Source organism: Pseudomonas sp. Van50, from assembly GCF_055390755.1.
Genome location: NZ_AP024343.1, coordinates 1910059 through 1925258 on the forward strand (window position 1 = coordinate 1910059; position 15200 = coordinate 1925258).

General features: G+C 62.6%; 18 protein-coding genes. 16 read left to right on the forward strand and 2 right to left on the reverse strand.

All coding sequences use genetic code 11. From position 1 onward, the window contains the following. Positions 1–4: 4 nt before the first annotated feature. From ACZ5M5_RS08420 to ACZ5M5_RS08450, 7 genes are all read left to right on the forward strand, one after another. Positions 5–1138, forward strand: a complete 1134-nt coding sequence (locus ACZ5M5_RS08420) for a protein-glutamate methylesterase/protein-glutamine glutaminase (protein WP_464738892.1) — start codon at positions 5–7, stop codon at positions 1136–1138. Beyond that, a complete protein-coding gene (locus tag ACZ5M5_RS08425) occupies positions 1138–1878 on the forward strand; it encodes a flagellar motor protein (protein ID WP_003199135.1) in 741 nt (246 codons plus the stop codon). The genes ACZ5M5_RS08420 and ACZ5M5_RS08425 overlap by 1 nt, the downstream gene beginning before the upstream one ends. A gap of 15 nt (positions 1879–1893) precedes the next feature. Beyond that, entirely contained in the window at positions 1894–2778 is an 885-nt protein-coding gene (gene motD, locus ACZ5M5_RS08430; protein WP_060738632.1) for a flagellar motor protein MotD, read from the forward strand. A 49-nt stretch (positions 2779–2827) separates the two neighbouring features. After that, entirely contained in the window at positions 2828–3619 is a 792-nt protein-coding gene (locus tag ACZ5M5_RS08435) for a ParA family protein (RefSeq protein WP_060738631.1), read from the forward strand. A 96-nt stretch (positions 3620–3715) separates the two neighbouring features. Then, entirely contained in the window at positions 3716–4591 is an 876-nt protein-coding gene (locus ACZ5M5_RS08440) for a CheW domain-containing protein (protein ID WP_103307868.1), read from the forward strand. A 72-nt stretch (positions 4592–4663) separates the two neighbouring features. Beyond that, a complete protein-coding gene (locus ACZ5M5_RS08445) occupies positions 4664–5149 on the forward strand; it encodes a chemotaxis protein CheW (RefSeq protein WP_003199144.1) in 486 nt (161 codons plus the stop codon). Further along, positions 5150–5545 (forward strand): DUF2802 domain-containing protein, encoded by a 396-nt coding sequence (locus ACZ5M5_RS08450; RefSeq protein ID WP_060738629.1) that lies wholly within the window; start codon positions 5150–5152, stop codon positions 5543–5545. 585 nt (positions 5546–6130) lie between these two features. Here the strand turns inward: ACZ5M5_RS08450 and ACZ5M5_RS08455 are convergent. After that, complete coding sequence (locus tag ACZ5M5_RS08455) at positions 6131–6460, reverse strand: EscU/YscU/HrcU family type III secretion system export apparatus switch protein (protein WP_060738627.1); 330 nt, start codon at positions 6458–6460, stop codon at positions 6131–6133. Then, positions 6457–8028 carry a flagellar hook-length control protein FliK gene (gene fliK, locus ACZ5M5_RS08460; protein WP_103307867.1) on the reverse strand — a complete coding sequence of 524 codons (1572 nt, stop codon included), beginning with the start codon at positions 8026–8028 and terminating at the stop codon, positions 6457–6459. Before fliK ends, ACZ5M5_RS08455 begins: the two co-directional genes overlap by 4 nt. 199 nt (positions 8029–8227) lie before the next feature. Here fliK and ccmA point away from each other — a divergent pair, with 199 nt between their 5' ends. The 9 genes from ccmA to ccmI all read left to right on the forward strand — a co-directional run bounded on the left by ccmA (position 8228) and on the right by ccmI (position 15193). Then, a complete protein-coding gene (gene ccmA, locus ACZ5M5_RS08465; protein ID WP_060738625.1) occupies positions 8228–8863 on the forward strand; it encodes a cytochrome c biogenesis heme-transporting ATPase CcmA in 636 nt (211 codons plus the stop codon). Beyond that, on the forward strand, positions 8860–9528 hold the full coding sequence (ccmB, locus tag ACZ5M5_RS08470) for a heme exporter protein CcmB (protein WP_003183957.1): 669 nt from the start codon (positions 8860–8862) through the stop codon (positions 9526–9528). Before ccmA ends, ccmB begins: the two co-directional genes overlap by 4 nt. Positions 9529–9622: 94 nt before the next feature. Then, entirely contained in the window at positions 9623–10378 is a 756-nt protein-coding gene (locus ACZ5M5_RS08475) for a heme ABC transporter permease (protein WP_103307865.1), read from the forward strand. Then, positions 10375–10551: a heme exporter protein CcmD gene (gene ccmD, locus ACZ5M5_RS08480; protein ID WP_003199159.1), complete on the forward strand. Its 177-nt coding sequence runs from the start codon at positions 10375–10377 to the stop codon at positions 10549–10551. Before ACZ5M5_RS08475 ends, ccmD begins: the two co-directional genes overlap by 4 nt. After that, the gene (gene ccmE / locus ACZ5M5_RS08485; RefSeq protein ID WP_060738623.1) at positions 10548–11003 is read left to right on the forward strand and encodes a cytochrome c maturation protein CcmE; all 456 of its coding nucleotides are present in this window, start codon (positions 10548–10550) and stop codon (positions 11001–11003) included. The genes ccmD and ccmE overlap by 4 nt, the downstream gene beginning before the upstream one ends. Positions 11004–11006: 3 nt before the next feature. Continuing rightward, positions 11007–12995 carry a heme lyase CcmF/NrfE family subunit gene (locus ACZ5M5_RS08490; protein ID WP_060738622.1) on the forward strand — a complete coding sequence of 663 codons (1989 nt, stop codon included), beginning with the start codon at positions 11007–11009 and terminating at the stop codon, positions 12993–12995. Beyond that, the gene (locus ACZ5M5_RS08495; protein WP_060738621.1) at positions 12992–13528 is read left to right on the forward strand and encodes a DsbE family thiol:disulfide interchange protein; all 537 of its coding nucleotides are present in this window, start codon (positions 12992–12994) and stop codon (positions 13526–13528) included. Before ACZ5M5_RS08490 ends, ACZ5M5_RS08495 begins: the two co-directional genes overlap by 4 nt. Continuing rightward, positions 13525–13998: a cytochrome c-type biogenesis protein gene (locus ACZ5M5_RS08500; RefSeq protein ID WP_060738620.1), complete on the forward strand. Its 474-nt coding sequence runs from the start codon at positions 13525–13527 to the stop codon at positions 13996–13998. The genes ACZ5M5_RS08495 and ACZ5M5_RS08500 overlap by 4 nt, the downstream gene beginning before the upstream one ends. Beyond that, positions 13991–15193, forward strand: a complete 1203-nt coding sequence (gene ccmI / locus ACZ5M5_RS08505; RefSeq protein WP_464738893.1) for a c-type cytochrome biogenesis protein CcmI — start codon at positions 13991–13993, stop codon at positions 15191–15193. Before ACZ5M5_RS08500 ends, ccmI begins: the two co-directional genes overlap by 8 nt. The last annotated feature ends 7 nt before the right edge of the window (positions 15194–15200 follow it).

Genomic DNA, 15200 nt, shown 5'->3' on the forward strand with positions numbered 1-15200 from the left:
GTTTATGGTAGTTAAAGTCCTGGTGGTGGACGATTCGGGTTTTTTCCGTCGCCGCGTCTCGGAAATTCTTTCGGCGGACACGAGTATTCAGGTCGTCGGTACCGCGACTAATGGCAAAGAGGCGATCGATCAGGCCCTGGCACTCAAGCCGGACGTGATTACCATGGACTACGAGATGCCGATGATGGATGGCATCACGGCCGTGCGGCATATCATGCAGCGCTGCCCGACCCCGGTCTTGATGTTCTCGTCCCTGACTCACGAAGGCGCCCGGGTAACCCTCGATGCGCTGGACGCCGGGGCGGTGGATTTCCTGCCGAAGAATTTCGAAGACATTTCGCGCAACCCCGACAAAGTCCGGCAGTTGCTGTGCGAAAAGGTCCATAGCATTTCCCGCAGCAATCGTCGTGTCGGTGCCTACAGCGCACCGGCGTCAGCCCCGGTTGCGGCGCCAAGCCCTGCGCCAGCGCCGACGGCATCGAGCAGCTTCAATCCGGCCCCGGTACGCAGCGCCCCGGCACCCGCGCCGACGCGTTCGGCACCTGCCAGTGCAACGTCGCCGGCACCCAAGCGCAAAGCCTACAAGCTGGTGGCGATCGGGACGTCCACGGGCGGCCCGGTGGCACTGCAACGGGTCCTGACCCAATTGCCGGCCAACTTCCCGGCGCCCATCGTGCTGATCCAGCACATGCCGGCGGCGTTCACCAAGGCGTTTGCCGAGCGTCTGGACAAACTGTGCAACATCAACGTCAAGGAAGCCGAGGATGGTGACATCCTGCGTCCGGGCCTGGCATTGCTGGCGCCGGGTGGCAAACAGATGATGATCGACGGCCGTGGTGCGGTGAAAATCCTGCCGGGCGATGAGCGCCTGAACTACAAGCCGTGCGTGGACATTACCTTCGGTTCCGCGGCCAAGTCCTACGGTGACAAAGTTCTGGCGGTGGTGCTCACCGGCATGGGCGCCGACGGTCGCGAAGGCGCACGGTTGCTCAAGCAGGGCGGCAGTGCGATCTGGGCCCAGGACGAAGCCAGTTGCGTGATCTACGGCATGCCGATGGCCATCGTCAAAGCCGATCTTGCCGACGCGGTGTACGGGTTGGACGACATCGGTAGACACCTGGTCGAGGCCTGCCTGTAATGGATGTGCTCAGCCTGATTGGCATCATCATGGCGTTCGTCGCCATCATTGGCGGCAATTATCTGGAAGGCGGTCATCTGGGCGCGTTGGCCAACGGCCCTGCGGCGTTGATCGTGCTCGGTGGCACCATTGGCGCGGCGCTGTTGCAGTCGCCCATGAGCGCTTTCAAGCGGGCCATGCAGGTGCTGATCTGGATTCTGTTCCCGCCTCGTGTCGACCTGGCCGGTGGCATCGACCGCGTGGTGAACTGGAGCCTGACCGCTCGCAAGGAAGGCCTGCTGGGCCTGGAAGGAGTGGCCGACGCCGAACCCGACAGCTACTCACGCAAAGGCCTGCAATTGCTGGTGGACGGCGCCGAGCCGGAAGCCATTCGCAGCATTCTGGAAGTGGATTTCTACACTCAGGAAAGCCGCGACATCGAAGCGGCCAAAGTATTCGAAAGCATGGGCGGCTACGCGCCGACCATCGGCATCATCGGTGCGGTGATGGGCCTTATCCACGTAATGGGCAACCTGGCTGATCCATCGCAGTTGGGCAGTGGTATCGCCGTGGCGTTCGTCGCCACGATCTACGGCGTGGCCAGTGCCAACCTGGTGTTGTTGCCGATCGCGGCCAAACTCAAGTCCATCGCGTTGCGCCAGTCGCGCTATCGCGAAATGCTGCTGGAAGGGATCCTGTCGATCGCCGAAGGTGAAAACCCGCGCTCCATTGAGTTGAAGCTCCAGGGCTTCATGGACTGATGGGAGACATGGAAAATGGCACGTCGCAGGCATCGTGAAGAACACGTCAACCATGAACGCTGGCTGGTTTCCTACGCCGACTTCATCACGCTGCTGTTCGCTTTTTTCGTGGTCATGTATTCGATTTCATCGGTCAACGAAGGCAAGTACAAAGTCATTTCCGAGGCGTTGATCGGGGTCTTCACCGATTCCGACCGAGCCCTCAAGCCCATCCCCATCGGCGAGGAGCGGCCCAAGACCACCACCCCGGCCAAACCCTTGGTCAAGGACAGCGAGCAGGTCGATGCCGGTATCGCCGGCAGCAGCGATCCGTTGAAAAGCATCGCCGACGATATCAGCGCGGCGTTCGGTGACCTGATCAGCTCCAACCAGATGACCGTGCGTGGCAACGAGCTGTGGGTCGAGATCGAACTCAATTCCAGCCTGTTGTTCGGCAGCGGCGATGCCATGCCCAGCGACATGGCGTTCAACATCATCGATAAGGTCGCGGCGATCCTCAAGCCCTTCGACAATCCGATCCATGTCGAAGGCTTCACGGACGACCAGCCGATCCGTACCGCGCAATACCCGACCAACTGGGAACTGTCCTCGGCCCGTTCGGCGAGCATCGTGCGCATGCTGGCGATGCAGGGTGTGAACCCCGGTCGCCTGGCCTCGGTGGGCTACGGTGAGTTCCAGCCAGTGGCCAACAACGCCACGGCCGAGGGGCGTGCGCGCAACCGGCGGGTGGTGCTGGTGGTGTCGCGTAACCTCGATGTACGTCGTAGCCTGACCGGTACCGGTACGGCCAATGCAACCCCGGATGCGGCATTGAAGCGGGCTGGCACACAAACTGCACCGGCTCCGGTCAAGTCGCCGGGAAGACAGAGTGCCGTCAATTCTCCGTCACCCGCTTTATAACCGAGCTATTTCTCGGTCGAGCCTGTTTCGGCCGGGAGGAACGATCCGAATGAGAGTCTGGGCAGTCGCCAATCAAAAAGGTGGTGTGGGCAAGACCACATCTTCCATCGCTTTAGCCGGGTTGCTGGCCGAGGCGGGCAAGCGCGTGGTCATCGTCGATCTGGACCCCCATGGCTCGATGACCAGCTATTTCGGTTACGATCCCGACAGCCTGGAGCACAGCAACTTCGACCTGTTCCTGCACAAAGGCGTCGTGCCCGAGGGCTTGCCGGGGCAATTGTTGTTGTCCACCAGCGACGAGCGGATTTCCCTGTTGCCGTCGAGCACCGCCCTGGCCACCCTGGAGCGACAATCGCCCGGGCAGAGCGGTCTGGGCCTGGTGATCGCCAAGAGTCTGGCGCAGCTTTGGCAGGATTTCGACTACGCGATCATCGACAGCCCGCCGTTGCTGGGGTTGCTGATGGTCAATGCCCTGGCCGCCAGTCAGCAATTGGTGATCCCCGTGCAGACCGAGCATTTGGCCGTCAAGGGGTTGGAACGCATGGTCAATACACTGGCAATGGTCAACCGCTCGCGCAAACAGACGCTGGCCTTCAACATCGTGCCGACGCTGTTCGACCGTCGCACCCAGGCGTCCCTGGGAACCCTGCGGGTGTTGCGGGACAAGTACCCGGATGACATCTGGCAGGGTTATATCCCCGTCGACACCCGGCTGCGGGATGCCAGCCGGGCCGGTGTGACCCCTTCGCAATTCGATGGCAAGAGCCGTGGCGTGCTGGCTTACCGAGCGCTGCTCAAGCATCTGCTGGCCCAACAGCTTGTTCCGCAGCAGGTGGCTTAAGGTGACGAGGCTTTCCATTGGTAGTGTGTTCGCTTGCGAACGCTCAAGTCCTGCCGCATTCATGCCGATAACCTCTTCAAGTGGCGCACTGTTCCCATGAACCGCCCAGTAAAGACAACCTCGCGTCCGCAAATGGCCCTGCAGTCCTATCTGGATGGGCTGTTGCAGGAAGCGACCGAAGAACTGCCACCGCCGCCAAGCGTGATCGAGGCGTTGCCCGAACACGTCGAAGCCGAGGGTGTGCTGGATGAATTTCAAGCGGCCGTGCTCGAAGAGCAGGCCCGTGACGCACGGAAATCAGTGGTGGCCGCGGCGGTCGAAGCACCGTTCATCAAGCCACAGCTGGCGGTAATGGAGGCACCTGCTCCGATCCTGGCGCCGGTCTCGACCGTTGCCCCGTTGCTGCAGGGGCTGGTGACGCCAGTGGTGGAAGTCCACTTGCCACCGAGCAACCCACCGCCACCGGTGCCGGGCGACGACCGTCCGGCCTGGGCTGCCGAGCCGTTCGAGTGTTTGTTGTTCGATGTGGCCGGGTTGACCCTGGCGGTGCCGCTGGTTTGCCTGGGATCGATTTACTCCCTGGCCGGGCAGGAGCTGACGCCGTTGTTCGGCCAGCCGGAATGGTTTCTCGGGATCCTGCCGAGCCAGGCGGGCAACCTGAAGGTACTGGATACGGCGCGCTGGGTGATGCCGGACCGTTATCGCGATGATTTTCGCCAGGGCCTGCAATACGTGATTTCGGTGCAAGGTTACGAGTGGGGATTGGCGGTGCACCAGGTCAGCCGTTCGCTGCGCCTGGATCCGAACGAGATCAAGTGGCGCAGCCATCGAGGGCAACGGCCATGGCTGGCCGGTACGGTGATCGAGCACATGTGCGCCTTGCTGGACGTTGCCGAGCTGGCGGAGTTGATCGCCAGCGGCGGGGCAAAACACCTGGGTGGCAGCAAGAAGCCGGTCCAGAAACCGAAATAAGACAACCGGTGGCGCACAGCGTCGCCGGACAGAATACACGCCGCCACAGGCGGTTTTTCGAGGGGTCAAGGTATGAATGATAAGGCGTCGTCTCAAAAGGGTTCTGAAGATCCGATTCTGCAATGGGTGACCTTCAAGCTCGATAACGAAACCTACGGCATCAACGTGATGCGCGTTCAGGAAGTGCTGCGCTATACCGAGATCGCCCCGGTACCGGGTGCACCCAGCTATGTGCTGGGCATCATCAACCTGCGTGGCAACGTGGTCACCGTGATCGATACCCGTCAGCGCTTCGGCCTGATGAACGCCGAGATCAGCGACAACACCCGGATCGTCATCATCGAAGCCGACAAGCAAGTGGTTGGCATCATGGTCGACAGCGTCGCCGAAGTGGTTTACTTGCGCCAGTCGGAAATCGAGACGGCGCCGAACGTGGGTAACGAAGAATCCGCCAAGTTCATTCAAGGCGTGTGCAACAAGAATAACGAGTTGCTGATTCTGGTTGAACTGGACAAGATGATGAGCGAAGAAGAGTGGTCGGAACTGGAGAGTATCTGATTGATTCTTGAGGTAGCAGTCATTGTCCTGTTCCTTTTCTGGGCAGGTACGCTGGCGATGTTCTTGGCATACATACGTGGCCAGCGGCAGATTGCCGCTCAGCAGGCCCAGGGCGATGCGCTGCGCGACCAGCGCATCAAGGACCTGGCCAAGCGCGTCGACGATTACCAGAACGGCACCGTGCGCATGGGCGAAGCGCTCCATGAGCTGCGTGCCGTGGTTGCGCCGTTGCCGGACAAACTCGCCCAGTTGGAACAGCGTGACCCCTCCAGCCTGTCCTTCGCTCAGGCCGCCCGCCTGGTGGGCATGGGCGCCAGCGTCGACGAACTGACCCAAGCTTGCGGCCTGACCCAAGCCGAGGCGGAGTTGATGAGCAAGCTGCACCGAGGCGGCTGATCGTTTTCTTCACAGACCCCATGTGGGAGCGAGCCTGCTCGCGATAGCGGTGTGACCGTCGACAGCGATGTTGAATGTGCGCCCGTCATCGCGAGCAAGCTCGCTCCCACAGGTTTTTCTGGCGTTCACACTGATCGTTCCAGCCTGCCGGCGAGGGAGCTTGCTCCCGCTGGCCTGGAAAGCGGGCCCCAGCATTTTGCCCGTACTCTGTCGCAGACCCCATGTGGGAGCGAGCTTGCTCGCGATAGCGGTGTGACCGTCGACAGCGATGTTGAATGTGCGCCCGTCATCGCGAGCAAGCTCGGCTCCCACAGGTTTTTCTGGTGTTCACACTGATTGTTCCAGCCAGCCCATAACCCCTGTGGCGAGGGAGCTTGCTCCCGCTGGCCTGGGAAGCAGGCCCCAGCATTTTGCCCTTACTCTGTCGCAGACCCCATGTGGGAGCGAGCTTGCTCGCGATAGCGGTGTGACCGTCGACAGCGATGTTGAATGTGCGCCCGTCATCGCGAGCAAGCTCGCTCCCACAGGTTTTTCTGGTGTTCACTTCTGATCATTCCAGCCAGCCTATCGCTCTTGTGGCTGTGATCAGTAGTCGTCGCCGCGGTCGGTCACATCCTTTTCGACACTCGGCGCATTCGGGTCATGGCCTTGGGGGAACTTGCCCTTGAGGTTCCAGGCGAACGCGATGATCTCGGCAATCGTGCGGTACAGCTCTTCCGGGATGCTATCGCCCAATTCCATCCGTGCCAGCAGCTTCACCAGCTCGGCATTTTCATAGATCGGTACTTCACTGTCCCGGGCGATGCGCAGGATTTCCTCGGCCAGGGCTTCGTCGCCCTTGGCAGTAAGGGTCGGGGCGTGGTGGCCGTCGTATTTGAGGGCGATGGCCTGGCGGGGTTCGGTGTGGGTTGTCATGCGGTTTCGTCCACCCAGCGTTGTTCCAGGCGAGTCTTGGGGCCTTGGGGCGGGGTGCCAAGGTGGCAGTCCAAGTCGCCGACGTTCAGGCCACAGGTCACCAGGCGCTCACGCAGTGCTGTCAGGTTGCTTTCGATCAGGCTCGCGGTGTACGGCCGTTCTGCCCACAATTGGCTGGACAGGCTGCCGCTGAGCAACTGGGCTTGAATCTGCAGCGGACCGAGCGGTTCCATGTCGAATGCCAGTTCGACCCGCCAGAGCTGCTGTTTCGGCTCGCGTTCTTCCCTGCGTTCGTCTGGTTGCTCCCGGGGCGGGGTTTCCTCGCGCTGGAACTTGACCTGCAACGGCACGATGTCCTGCAGGTTGCGCATCGGGATCTCCAACTGCCAGGTGCTCATCAAGCGACCGTCGTCGGTCAGGCCGGTTTGTTCCAGGCTCGACAACTGATGGCTTTGCAGACGCGACACGGCAGCGGCGGCCAGACGCAGCAGGTGCTCCAGATCACCGCCTTCGTCCTGGTCTTTCAACTGGCGCGAGGGCAGCGGAAAACTGGTGGGTTGCGGCTTGGCGCTGACCTGGCCGAGCATCCCCAGGGCGCTGCGCACGAAACTCGGCAGGACCTGGGCCAGCGTATTGGCGGCAATGATGGCGCTGAGGTTGGTGGAGGCGGGCAGGGCCGGTGTCAGTTGGGCAATCAGTTTCAGCAGGTCGCCTTTCATGTCCGGCGCCAGGCTCGGTGGCTGGCCGGCGAGCAGTTTGCTTTCCAGGAACACCCCGCTGGCGACCATGGCCTGGGCCAAGCCCTTGGGCGTGCTCAGTTGCTGGACATCCGGCAGCCCAGCCAGCAAGCGAGTCACCGCGGCGCGCAGCTCGGTGCCGGTGTCGTCGGTGACCGGCAGGTTTTGCAGGGCAGTGATCAGGCTGTCCAACGAGCCCTGGCGGCTCACTTGGGTGAGCAGTTGCTGGCTCACCGCCAGTTGCTCCTGGCGGTTGCTCAGGGGAACGAATTTCAGCGTCTGGGCATCTTGCACCTGGGCGCTCAAGAGCGTGCCGATGCGCAGCGGTCGGGGGCTGTCGATGTCCAGGGTACTGCCGGCCTGGGCGGTGTTGAGCAGGCTCACCAATGACCGGTAGACCGCCGGCTGCCCAGGCAATGACGGCAATGCCTGGCTGGTCAGCACCTTGCCTTGCAGCAGCGTGCCGACCGGCATCTGCGCCGTGTCGATGCGCGTCAAGGTGGCGACGCTGGAGGCGACGGCCTGCTGCACGGCAATCGTCAGGTTGCTGGGGGACGGTTGGGTCACGGCCAGGCTGGTGCCCTGGGGTAATGGCTGGGTGCTGGTGGCTTGCACGGTGGTCTGGCGGCCGCTCTCCAGGGTGACCTTGAGCAACAGCTGGAAAGTCTGGTCGGCCTGCTTGAGCGACAGCACTTCGGCCTGGGCGGTCTGGCCGGGGCCGATCAGCCCTTCGGCCGGAGCCAGCAATTTGAGCAGCTCCCCCGTCACCGCTGGCATACGCGCCGTTGCCGTGGCCTGGGGCAGCGGCGGGATGTTGATGTCGCCTGTCATCTGCGGTCTTACCCTGGGGAAAATAAGCCCTCTTGAGAGTAGGGCATCACATGTATAATGCCGCCCGTCTTTCAGGGAGTGGCGAAAACCTTGCAATTGTTTGACGCAGCTCTGTGGAACAGGCCGTCAAAGCATCTATGCTGCACCTCTTTAACGGCCGCTGCACCGCCGACTTGAACCGTATAAGGCCCGCGATCCCTTGACCAGTCCTCTCCTGCAAACCGTTGGCCTCGCCTGTGAGCGAGACTTGCGGCTGCTTTTCGAAAATCTCGAATTGAGACTCTCGCCTGGCGATATGGTGCAGATCAGTGGCCCCAACGGTAGCGGCAAGACCAGCCTGTTGCGCCTGCTCGCCGGATTGATGCAGCCCACCGCAGGCCAAGTGTTGCTCAATGGCCAGCCCTTGCACAGCCAGCGCAGCGAGCTGGCCCGTAACCTGCTCTGGATCGGCCATGCCGCCGGCATCAAGGACTTGCTCACCCCCGAAGAAAACCTCAGTTGGCTCTGCGCTCTGCATACGCCGGCCGGTCGCGAGGCGATCTGGCAGGCGTTGGCGGCGGTCGGGCTGCGGGGCTTCGAGGATGTACCGAGCCACACCCTGTCCGCTGGCCAGCAGCGCCGGGTGGCCCTGGCCCGGTTGTACCTGGACGGTCCACCGCTGTGGATCCTCGACGAGCCGTTCACTGCCCTGGACAAGCAGGGCGTCGCGCAGCTCGAGGAACACCTGGCACGGCATTGCGAAAACGGCGGCATGGTGCTGTTGACCACCCACCATACGCTGGCGCGGATGCCGTCCGGCTATCGCAACATCGATCTGGGGAACTGGGCCGTATGAGTGTGTTTGGCCTGTTACTGGCCCGCGAGGCGCGCCTGCTTTTTCGTCGTCCGGCCGAATTGGCCAATCCGTTGGTGTTCTTCGCGATCGTCATCGCGCTGTTCCCGCTGGCGGTCGGTCCGGAGACTCAATTGTTGCAAACCTTGTCTCCGGGACTGGTCTGGGTGGCCGCGCTTTTATCGGTCCTGCTCTCGCTGGACGGGCTTTTCCGCAGTGATTTCGAAGACGGTTCCCTGGAACAGTGGGTCCTTTCGTCGCACCCCCTGGCCCTTCTGGTTTTGGCCAAGGTACTGGCACACTGGGTTTTTTCCGGGCTGGCGCTGGTGCTGCTGTCGCCGCTGTTGGCGATGATGCTGGGTTTGCCTGCCGCGTGCATGCCGGTGTTGCTGGTATCGCTGCTGCTGGGCACGCCGGTGTTGAGCCTGCTCGGTGCGGTAGGCGCGGCGTTGACGGTGGGGTTGAAGCGCGGTGGCCTGTTGCTGGCGCTGCTGATCCTGCCCTTGTATATCCCGGTGCTGATCCTGGGCAGTGGTGCCTTGCAAGCGGCGTTGCAAGGCATGCCCGCGACCGGTTATCTGCTGTGGCTTGGGAGCCTGACCGCCCTGGCGATAACCCTGACACCCTTTGCAATAGCCGCTGGCCTGAAGATCAGCGTCGGCGAATAATAATGAGGCCTGGTCAAGCATTGACCACTTCTGCGGAAGTTAAGGCAGACCTGGCAGCTCGTGATGACGAGCCGCAACCGTGATGGAAACAGCAATGAACTGGACCTGGTTTCATAAGCTCGGCTCACCCAAGTGGTTCTACGGCATCAGCGGCAAGATGCTGCCCTGGTTGAGCATCGCCGCTCTGCTGCTGATCGGCTCCGGCGTCGTCTGGGGCCTGGCCTTCGCCCCACCGGATTACCAGCAGGGCAACAGCTTCCGCATCATCTACATCCACGTTCCCACCGCGATGCTGGCCCAGTCCATCTACGTGATGCTGGCCGTGTGTGGTGTGGTCGGGCTGGTGTGGAAGATGAAGCTGGCCGACGTGGCCCTGCAATGCGCCGCGCCCATCGGCGCCTGGATGACCGCCGTGGCGCTGGTCACCGGGGCCATCTGGGGCAAGCCGACCTGGGGGTCGTGGTGGGTCTGGGATGCCCGACTGACGTCGATGCTGATCCTGCTGTTCCTGTACTTCGGTCTTATTGCGCTGGGCAACGCCATCAGCAATCGTGACAGTGCCGCCAAGGCCTGCGCGGTGCTGGCGATTGTCGGTGTGATCAACATCCCGATCATCAAGTACTCGGTGGAGTGGTGGAACACCCTGCACCAGGGCGCGACGTTCACCCTCACCGAAAAGCCGGCGATGCCCGTGGAAATGTGGCTGCCGCTGTTGCTCACCGTATTGGGCTTCTACTGTTTCTTCGGCGCGGTGCTGTTGCTGCGCATGCGCCTGGAAGTGCTCAAGCGCGAATCCCGGGCCAGTTGGGTGAAGGCCGAAGTACAGAACAGCCTGGAGGCCGCTCGATGAGTTTCGCTTCATTCGGCGATTTCCTCGCCATGGGTCATCATGGCCTGTATGTCTGGTCAGCCTATGGCATTTGCCTGGTGGTGCTGGCCCTCAACGTGGCGGTGCCGATCCTGGCCCGCAAGCGGTATCTGCAACAAGAGGCGCGTCGTCTGCGCCGGGAGAACGGTCAGTGAATCCGCTGCGCAAAAAACGTCTTGTCATCATTCTGGCGATCCTGGTGGGTGTCGGTGCCGCGGTCGGCCTGGCCTTGAGTGCCTTGCAGCAGAACATCAACCTGTTCTACACCCCGACCCAGATCGCCAGTGGCGAAGCGCCCAAGGACACCCGCATACGCGCTGGCGGCATGGTGGAAAAAGGCTCGCTGGTGCGCTCCGGGGATTCACTGGACGTGAAATTCAATGTCACCGACTTCAACAAGACCGTGACCATCACCTATCGCGGCATCCTCCCGGACCTGTTCCGCGAAGGGCAGGGCATCGTCGCCCTGGGCAAGCTCAACGCTGATGGCGTGGTGGTGGCCGACGAAGTGCTGGCCAAGCACGATGAAAAATACATGCCGCCGGAAGTGACCAAGGCCTTGAAAGACAGCGGCCAGTCGGCGCCCGCTCCCGTGAAGGAGGGCTGATCGATGACTGCTGGCATCTTTATTCCCGAGTTGGGCCACCTGGCGATGATCCTGGCCCTGTGTTTCTCCCTGGTACAGGCCGTGGTGCCCTTGCTCGGTGCCTGGCGCGGCGACCGCTTGTGGATGAGCCTGGCCCAGCCGGCGGCGTGGGGGCAGTTCGCCTTCATGCTGTTCGCCTTCGGTTGCCTGACCTATGCGTTCATGGCCGACGACTTTTCCGTGGAGTACGTCGCCAGCAACTCCAACAGCGCCTTGCCCTGGTACTACAAGTTCAGCGCCGTGTGGGGCGCCCACGAAGGTTCGCTGTTGCTTTGGGCGTTGATCCTCGCCGGCTGGACTTTCGCGGTCTCGGTGTTTTCCCGGCAGTTGCCCCAGGTGATGCTGGCACGGGTGTTGGCGGTGATGGGCATGATCAGTACCGGCTTCCTGTTGTTCCTGATCGTCACGTCCAACCCGTTCAAGCGCATCCTGCCGCAGATGCCGATGGATGGCCGCGACCTCAACCCATTGCTGCAGGACATCGGCCTGATCGTTCACCCACCGATGCTCTACATGGGCTACGTCGGTTTTTCCGTGGCCTTCGCCTTCGCCATCGCCGCGTTGCTCGGCGGTCGCCTCGATGCCGCGTGGGCACGCTGGTCGCGCCCGTGGACCATCGTCGCTTGGGCCTTCCTCGGTATCGGCATCACCCTCGGTTCGTGGTGGGCCTACTACGAACTCGGTTGGGGCGGCTGGTGGTTCTGGGACCCGGTGGAAAACGCCTCGTTCATGCCCTGGTTGGTGGGCACGGCGCTGATTCACTCCCTGGCTGTCACGGAAAAACGCGGTGTGTTCAAGAGCTGGACCGTGTTGCTGGCCATCGCGGCGTTCTCCCTGAGCCTGCTGGGAACGTTCCTGGTGCGTTCCGGCGTGCTGACGTCGGTGCATGCCTTCGCCTCGGACCCTGAGCGTGGCGTGTTCATCCTGATGTTCCTGCTGTTCGTCGTCGGCGGTTCGCTGACGTTGTTCGCCCTGCGTGCGCCAGTGGTCAAGAGCCAGGTCGGTTTCAACCTCTGGTCACGGGAAACCCTGTTGCTGGGCAACAACCTGGTGCTGGTGGTGGCCGCGTCGATGATCCTGTTGGGGACGTTGTACCCGCTGGTGCTCGATGCGCTGTCCGGCGCCAAGCTGTCGGTCGGCCCGCCGTATTTCAACGCGTTGTTCATCCCGCTGATGGCAATCCTGATGGTGGTGATGGCCATCGGTGTGCTGGTGCGCTGGAAGGACACGCCGGTCAAGTGGCTGCTGGGCATGTTGACCCCGGTGCTGCTGGGCACGGCCGCCCTGGCCGTGGTGGCCGGCGTGGCCTATGGCGACTTCAATTGGGCGGTGCTGGCGACGTTCGTGCTGGCGGCCTGGGTGTTGCTGGCCGGTGTCCGGGATATCTTCGACAAGACCCGCCACAAAGGCCTGATCAAAGGCCTGCCGACCCTGACCCGCAGTTACTGGGGCATGCAGATCGCCCACCTGGGCATCGCCGTCTGCGCCCTGGGCGTGGTGCTGTCCAGCCAGAACAGTGCCGAGCGCGACCTGCGCCTGGCGCCGGGCGAGTCCATGGACCTGGGCGGTTATCAATTCGTGTTCGAGGGCGCCAAGCATTTCGAGGGGCCGAACTTCACGTCCGACAAAGGCACCGTGCGGGTGATTCGCAACGGTGAGGAAATCACCGTGCTGCATCCGGAAAAACGTCTCTATACCGTGCAGAACTCGGTCATGACCGAGGCTGGGATCGATGCCGGTTTCACCCGCGACCTCTACGTGGCCTTGGGCGAATCCCTGGGCGACGGCGCATGGGCGGTGCGGGTCCACGTCAAGCCGTTCGTGCGCTGGATCTGGTTCGGTGGCTTGCTCACCGGCCTGGGTGGGGTGCTGGCGGCGCTGGATCGGCGCTATCGGGTCAAGGTGAAAACCCGGGTGCGTGAAGCCCTGGGCGTGACGGGAGCCACTGCATGAAACGTTGGTTGATGGTGTTGCCGCTGGCGCTGTTCCTGTTGATGGCGGTGTTTTTGTTCCGGGGGTTGTACCTGAACCCGAGCGAATTGCCCTCGGCAATGATCGGCAAGCCGTTCCCGGAGTTTTCCCTGCCCTCGGTGCAAGGTGACAAGACCCTGACCCGCGCCGACCTGCTGGGCAAGCCGGCGCTGGTCAACGTGTGGGGCACCTGGTGCATTTCCTGCCGGGTCGAACACCCGGTACTGAACAAGCTGGCCCAGAACGGCGTGGTGATCTACGGCGTCAATTACAAGGACGTCAATGCCGACGCCTTGAAGTGGCTGGCCGAATTCCACAACCCGTATCAATTGGACATTCGTGATGAAGATGGCTCCCTGGGCCTGAACCTGGGTGTCTATGGCGCACCGGAAACCTTCTTCATCGATGCCAAGGGCGTGATCCGCGACAAGTTCGTCGGCGTGATCGACGAGCAGGTCTGGCGCGAGAAACTGGCCGCCAAGTACCAGGCCCTGGTGGATGAGGCCAAGCCATGAAGCGTTGGTTAGCCGCCGCCATCCTCGGCTTGAGCCTGGTCGGTGTGGCCCAGGCCGCCATCGACACCTACGAATTCGCCAACGATGGCGAGCGCGAGCGGTTTCGCGAACTGACCAAGGAACTGCGCTGCCCCAAGTGCCAGAACCAGGACATCGCCGACTCCAACGCCCCGATTGCCGCCGACCTGCGCAAGGAAATCTTTCGCATGCTCGGCGAGGGCAAGGACAACCAGCAGATCATCGACTTCATGGTCGATCGCTACGGTGAGTTCGTGCGCTACAACCCCGCCCTGTCCTCCAAGACCGCGCTGCTCTGGTTCGGCCCCGCCGGGCTGTTGCTCGGCGGTTTCGTTGTCATCGCGGTGATCGTGCGCCGCCGCCGGGTCCAGCGTACAGCCGCCCCGGACACGCTTTCCGTCGAAGAGCGCCAGCGCCTCGACCAACTGTTGGATAAAACCAAGCATGATTGATTTCTGGCTCGCCGCAGGTCTGCTTCTCCTGATTGCCCTGAGTTTTCTGTTGATCCCTGTGCTGCGTGGTCGTCGCGCTCAACGCGAAGAGGACCGAACTGCGCTCAACGTGGCGCTGTATCAGGAGCGCGTCGCCGAATTGCAGGCTGAACGGGAGGAGGGCGTGCTCAACGCCGCGCAACTGGACACCGGTCGCGCCGAAGCCGCCCGTGAACTGCTCGCCGACACCGAGGGTGCCGACGCACCGCGCGAATCCCGGCTGGGCAAGCCATTGCCGTTGCTCGCCGCCGTGCTGGTGCCGGTGTTGGGCCTGGCGCTGTACCTGCATTTCGGTGCCAGTGACAAGGTCGAGCTGACCCGTGAATTCGCCCAGGCGCCGCAGTCGATGGAAGAGATGACCCTGCGCCTGGAACGCGCGGTGGCGGCGCAGCCGGATAATGCCGAGGGGCTGTACTTCCTCGGGCGTACCTACATGGCTCAGGATCGGCCGGCGGACGCGGCGAAGGTCTTCGAGCGCACCGTGGCCGTCGCCGGTCGTCAACCGGAACTGTTGGGCCAGTGGGCCCAGGCGCAGTACTTCGCCGATGGCAAGAAATGGTCGGATAAAGTCCAGGCCTTGACCGACGAAGCGCTCAAGCTCGACCCGAAGGAGGTTACCAGCCTCGGCCTATTGGGCATCGCCGCGTTTGAAGGAGAGCGTTATCAGGATGCGATCGACTACTGGGGGCGTCTGCTCGCGCAACTGCCGGAAGGCGACAAATCCCGCGAGGCGCTGCAGGGCGGTATTACCCGTGCCACCGAGAAGCTGCAAGCCAGCGGTGGCAAAGTCACCCAGGCCCCGGTGGCCAAGACCGGGGCGTTGCTCAAGGTCCGCGTCGATCTGGCCCCGGCACTCAAGGCCAAGGTGCAGCCGGGCGACAGCGTGTTCATCTTCGCCCGTGCCGTTTCCGGCCCACCGGCGCCGTTGGCCGCCAAACGCCTGACGGTGGCCGATCTGCCGGTCACGGTGGAATTGGGCGATGCGGACGCCATGATGCCGCAGTTGAAACTGTCGAACTTCCCCGAAGTCCAACTGATGGCGCGCATCTCCCGGGCCGGTCAGCCGACCGCCGGTGAGTGGATCGGCCGCAGCCAGCCCCTGGCGAGCAGCACCACGGCGCAACAACAATTGACCATCGACAGCCCGGACAAATAACAGGAAT

What these genes read in the sequence shown, in the direction of transcription:
- ACZ5M5_RS08420 (WP_464738892.1), top strand. Translation starts at nt 5, where the DNA reads ATGGTAGTTAAAGTCCTGGTGGTGGACGATTCGGGTTTTTTCCGTCGC.
- ACZ5M5_RS08425 (WP_003199135.1), top strand. Translation starts at nt 1,138, where the DNA reads ATGGATGTGCTCAGCCTGATTGGCATCATCATGGCGTTCGTCGCCATC.
- motD (WP_060738632.1), top strand. Translation starts at nt 1,894, where the DNA reads ATGGCACGTCGCAGGCATCGTGAAGAACACGTCAACCATGAACGCTGG.
- ACZ5M5_RS08435 (WP_060738631.1), top strand. Translation starts at nt 2,828, where the DNA reads ATGAGAGTCTGGGCAGTCGCCAATCAAAAAGGTGGTGTGGGCAAGACC.
- ACZ5M5_RS08440 (WP_103307868.1), top strand. Translation starts at nt 3,716, where the DNA reads ATGAACCGCCCAGTAAAGACAACCTCGCGTCCGCAAATGGCCCTGCAG.
- ACZ5M5_RS08445 (WP_003199144.1), top strand. Translation starts at nt 4,664, where the DNA reads ATGAATGATAAGGCGTCGTCTCAAAAGGGTTCTGAAGATCCGATTCTG.
- ACZ5M5_RS08455 (WP_060738627.1), bottom strand. Translation starts at nt 6,460, where the DNA reads ATGACAACCCACACCGAACCCCGCCAGGCCATCGCCCTCAAATACGAC.
- fliK (WP_103307867.1), bottom strand. Translation starts at nt 8,028, where the DNA reads ATGACAGGCGACATCAACATCCCGCCGCTGCCCCAGGCCACGGCAACG.
- ccmB (WP_003183957.1), top strand. Translation starts at nt 8,860, where the DNA reads ATGAGTGTGTTTGGCCTGTTACTGGCCCGCGAGGCGCGCCTGCTTTTT.
- ACZ5M5_RS08475 (WP_103307865.1), top strand. Translation starts at nt 9,623, where the DNA reads ATGAACTGGACCTGGTTTCATAAGCTCGGCTCACCCAAGTGGTTCTAC.
- ccmD (WP_003199159.1), top strand. Translation starts at nt 10,375, where the DNA reads ATGAGTTTCGCTTCATTCGGCGATTTCCTCGCCATGGGTCATCATGGC.
- ACZ5M5_RS08490 (WP_060738622.1), top strand. Translation starts at nt 11,007, where the DNA reads ATGACTGCTGGCATCTTTATTCCCGAGTTGGGCCACCTGGCGATGATC.
- ACZ5M5_RS08495 (WP_060738621.1), top strand. Translation starts at nt 12,992, where the DNA reads ATGAAACGTTGGTTGATGGTGTTGCCGCTGGCGCTGTTCCTGTTGATG.
- ACZ5M5_RS08500 (WP_060738620.1), top strand. Translation starts at nt 13,525, where the DNA reads ATGAAGCGTTGGTTAGCCGCCGCCATCCTCGGCTTGAGCCTGGTCGGT.
- ccmI (WP_464738893.1), top strand. Translation starts at nt 13,991, where the DNA reads ATGATTGATTTCTGGCTCGCCGCAGGTCTGCTTCTCCTGATTGCCCTG.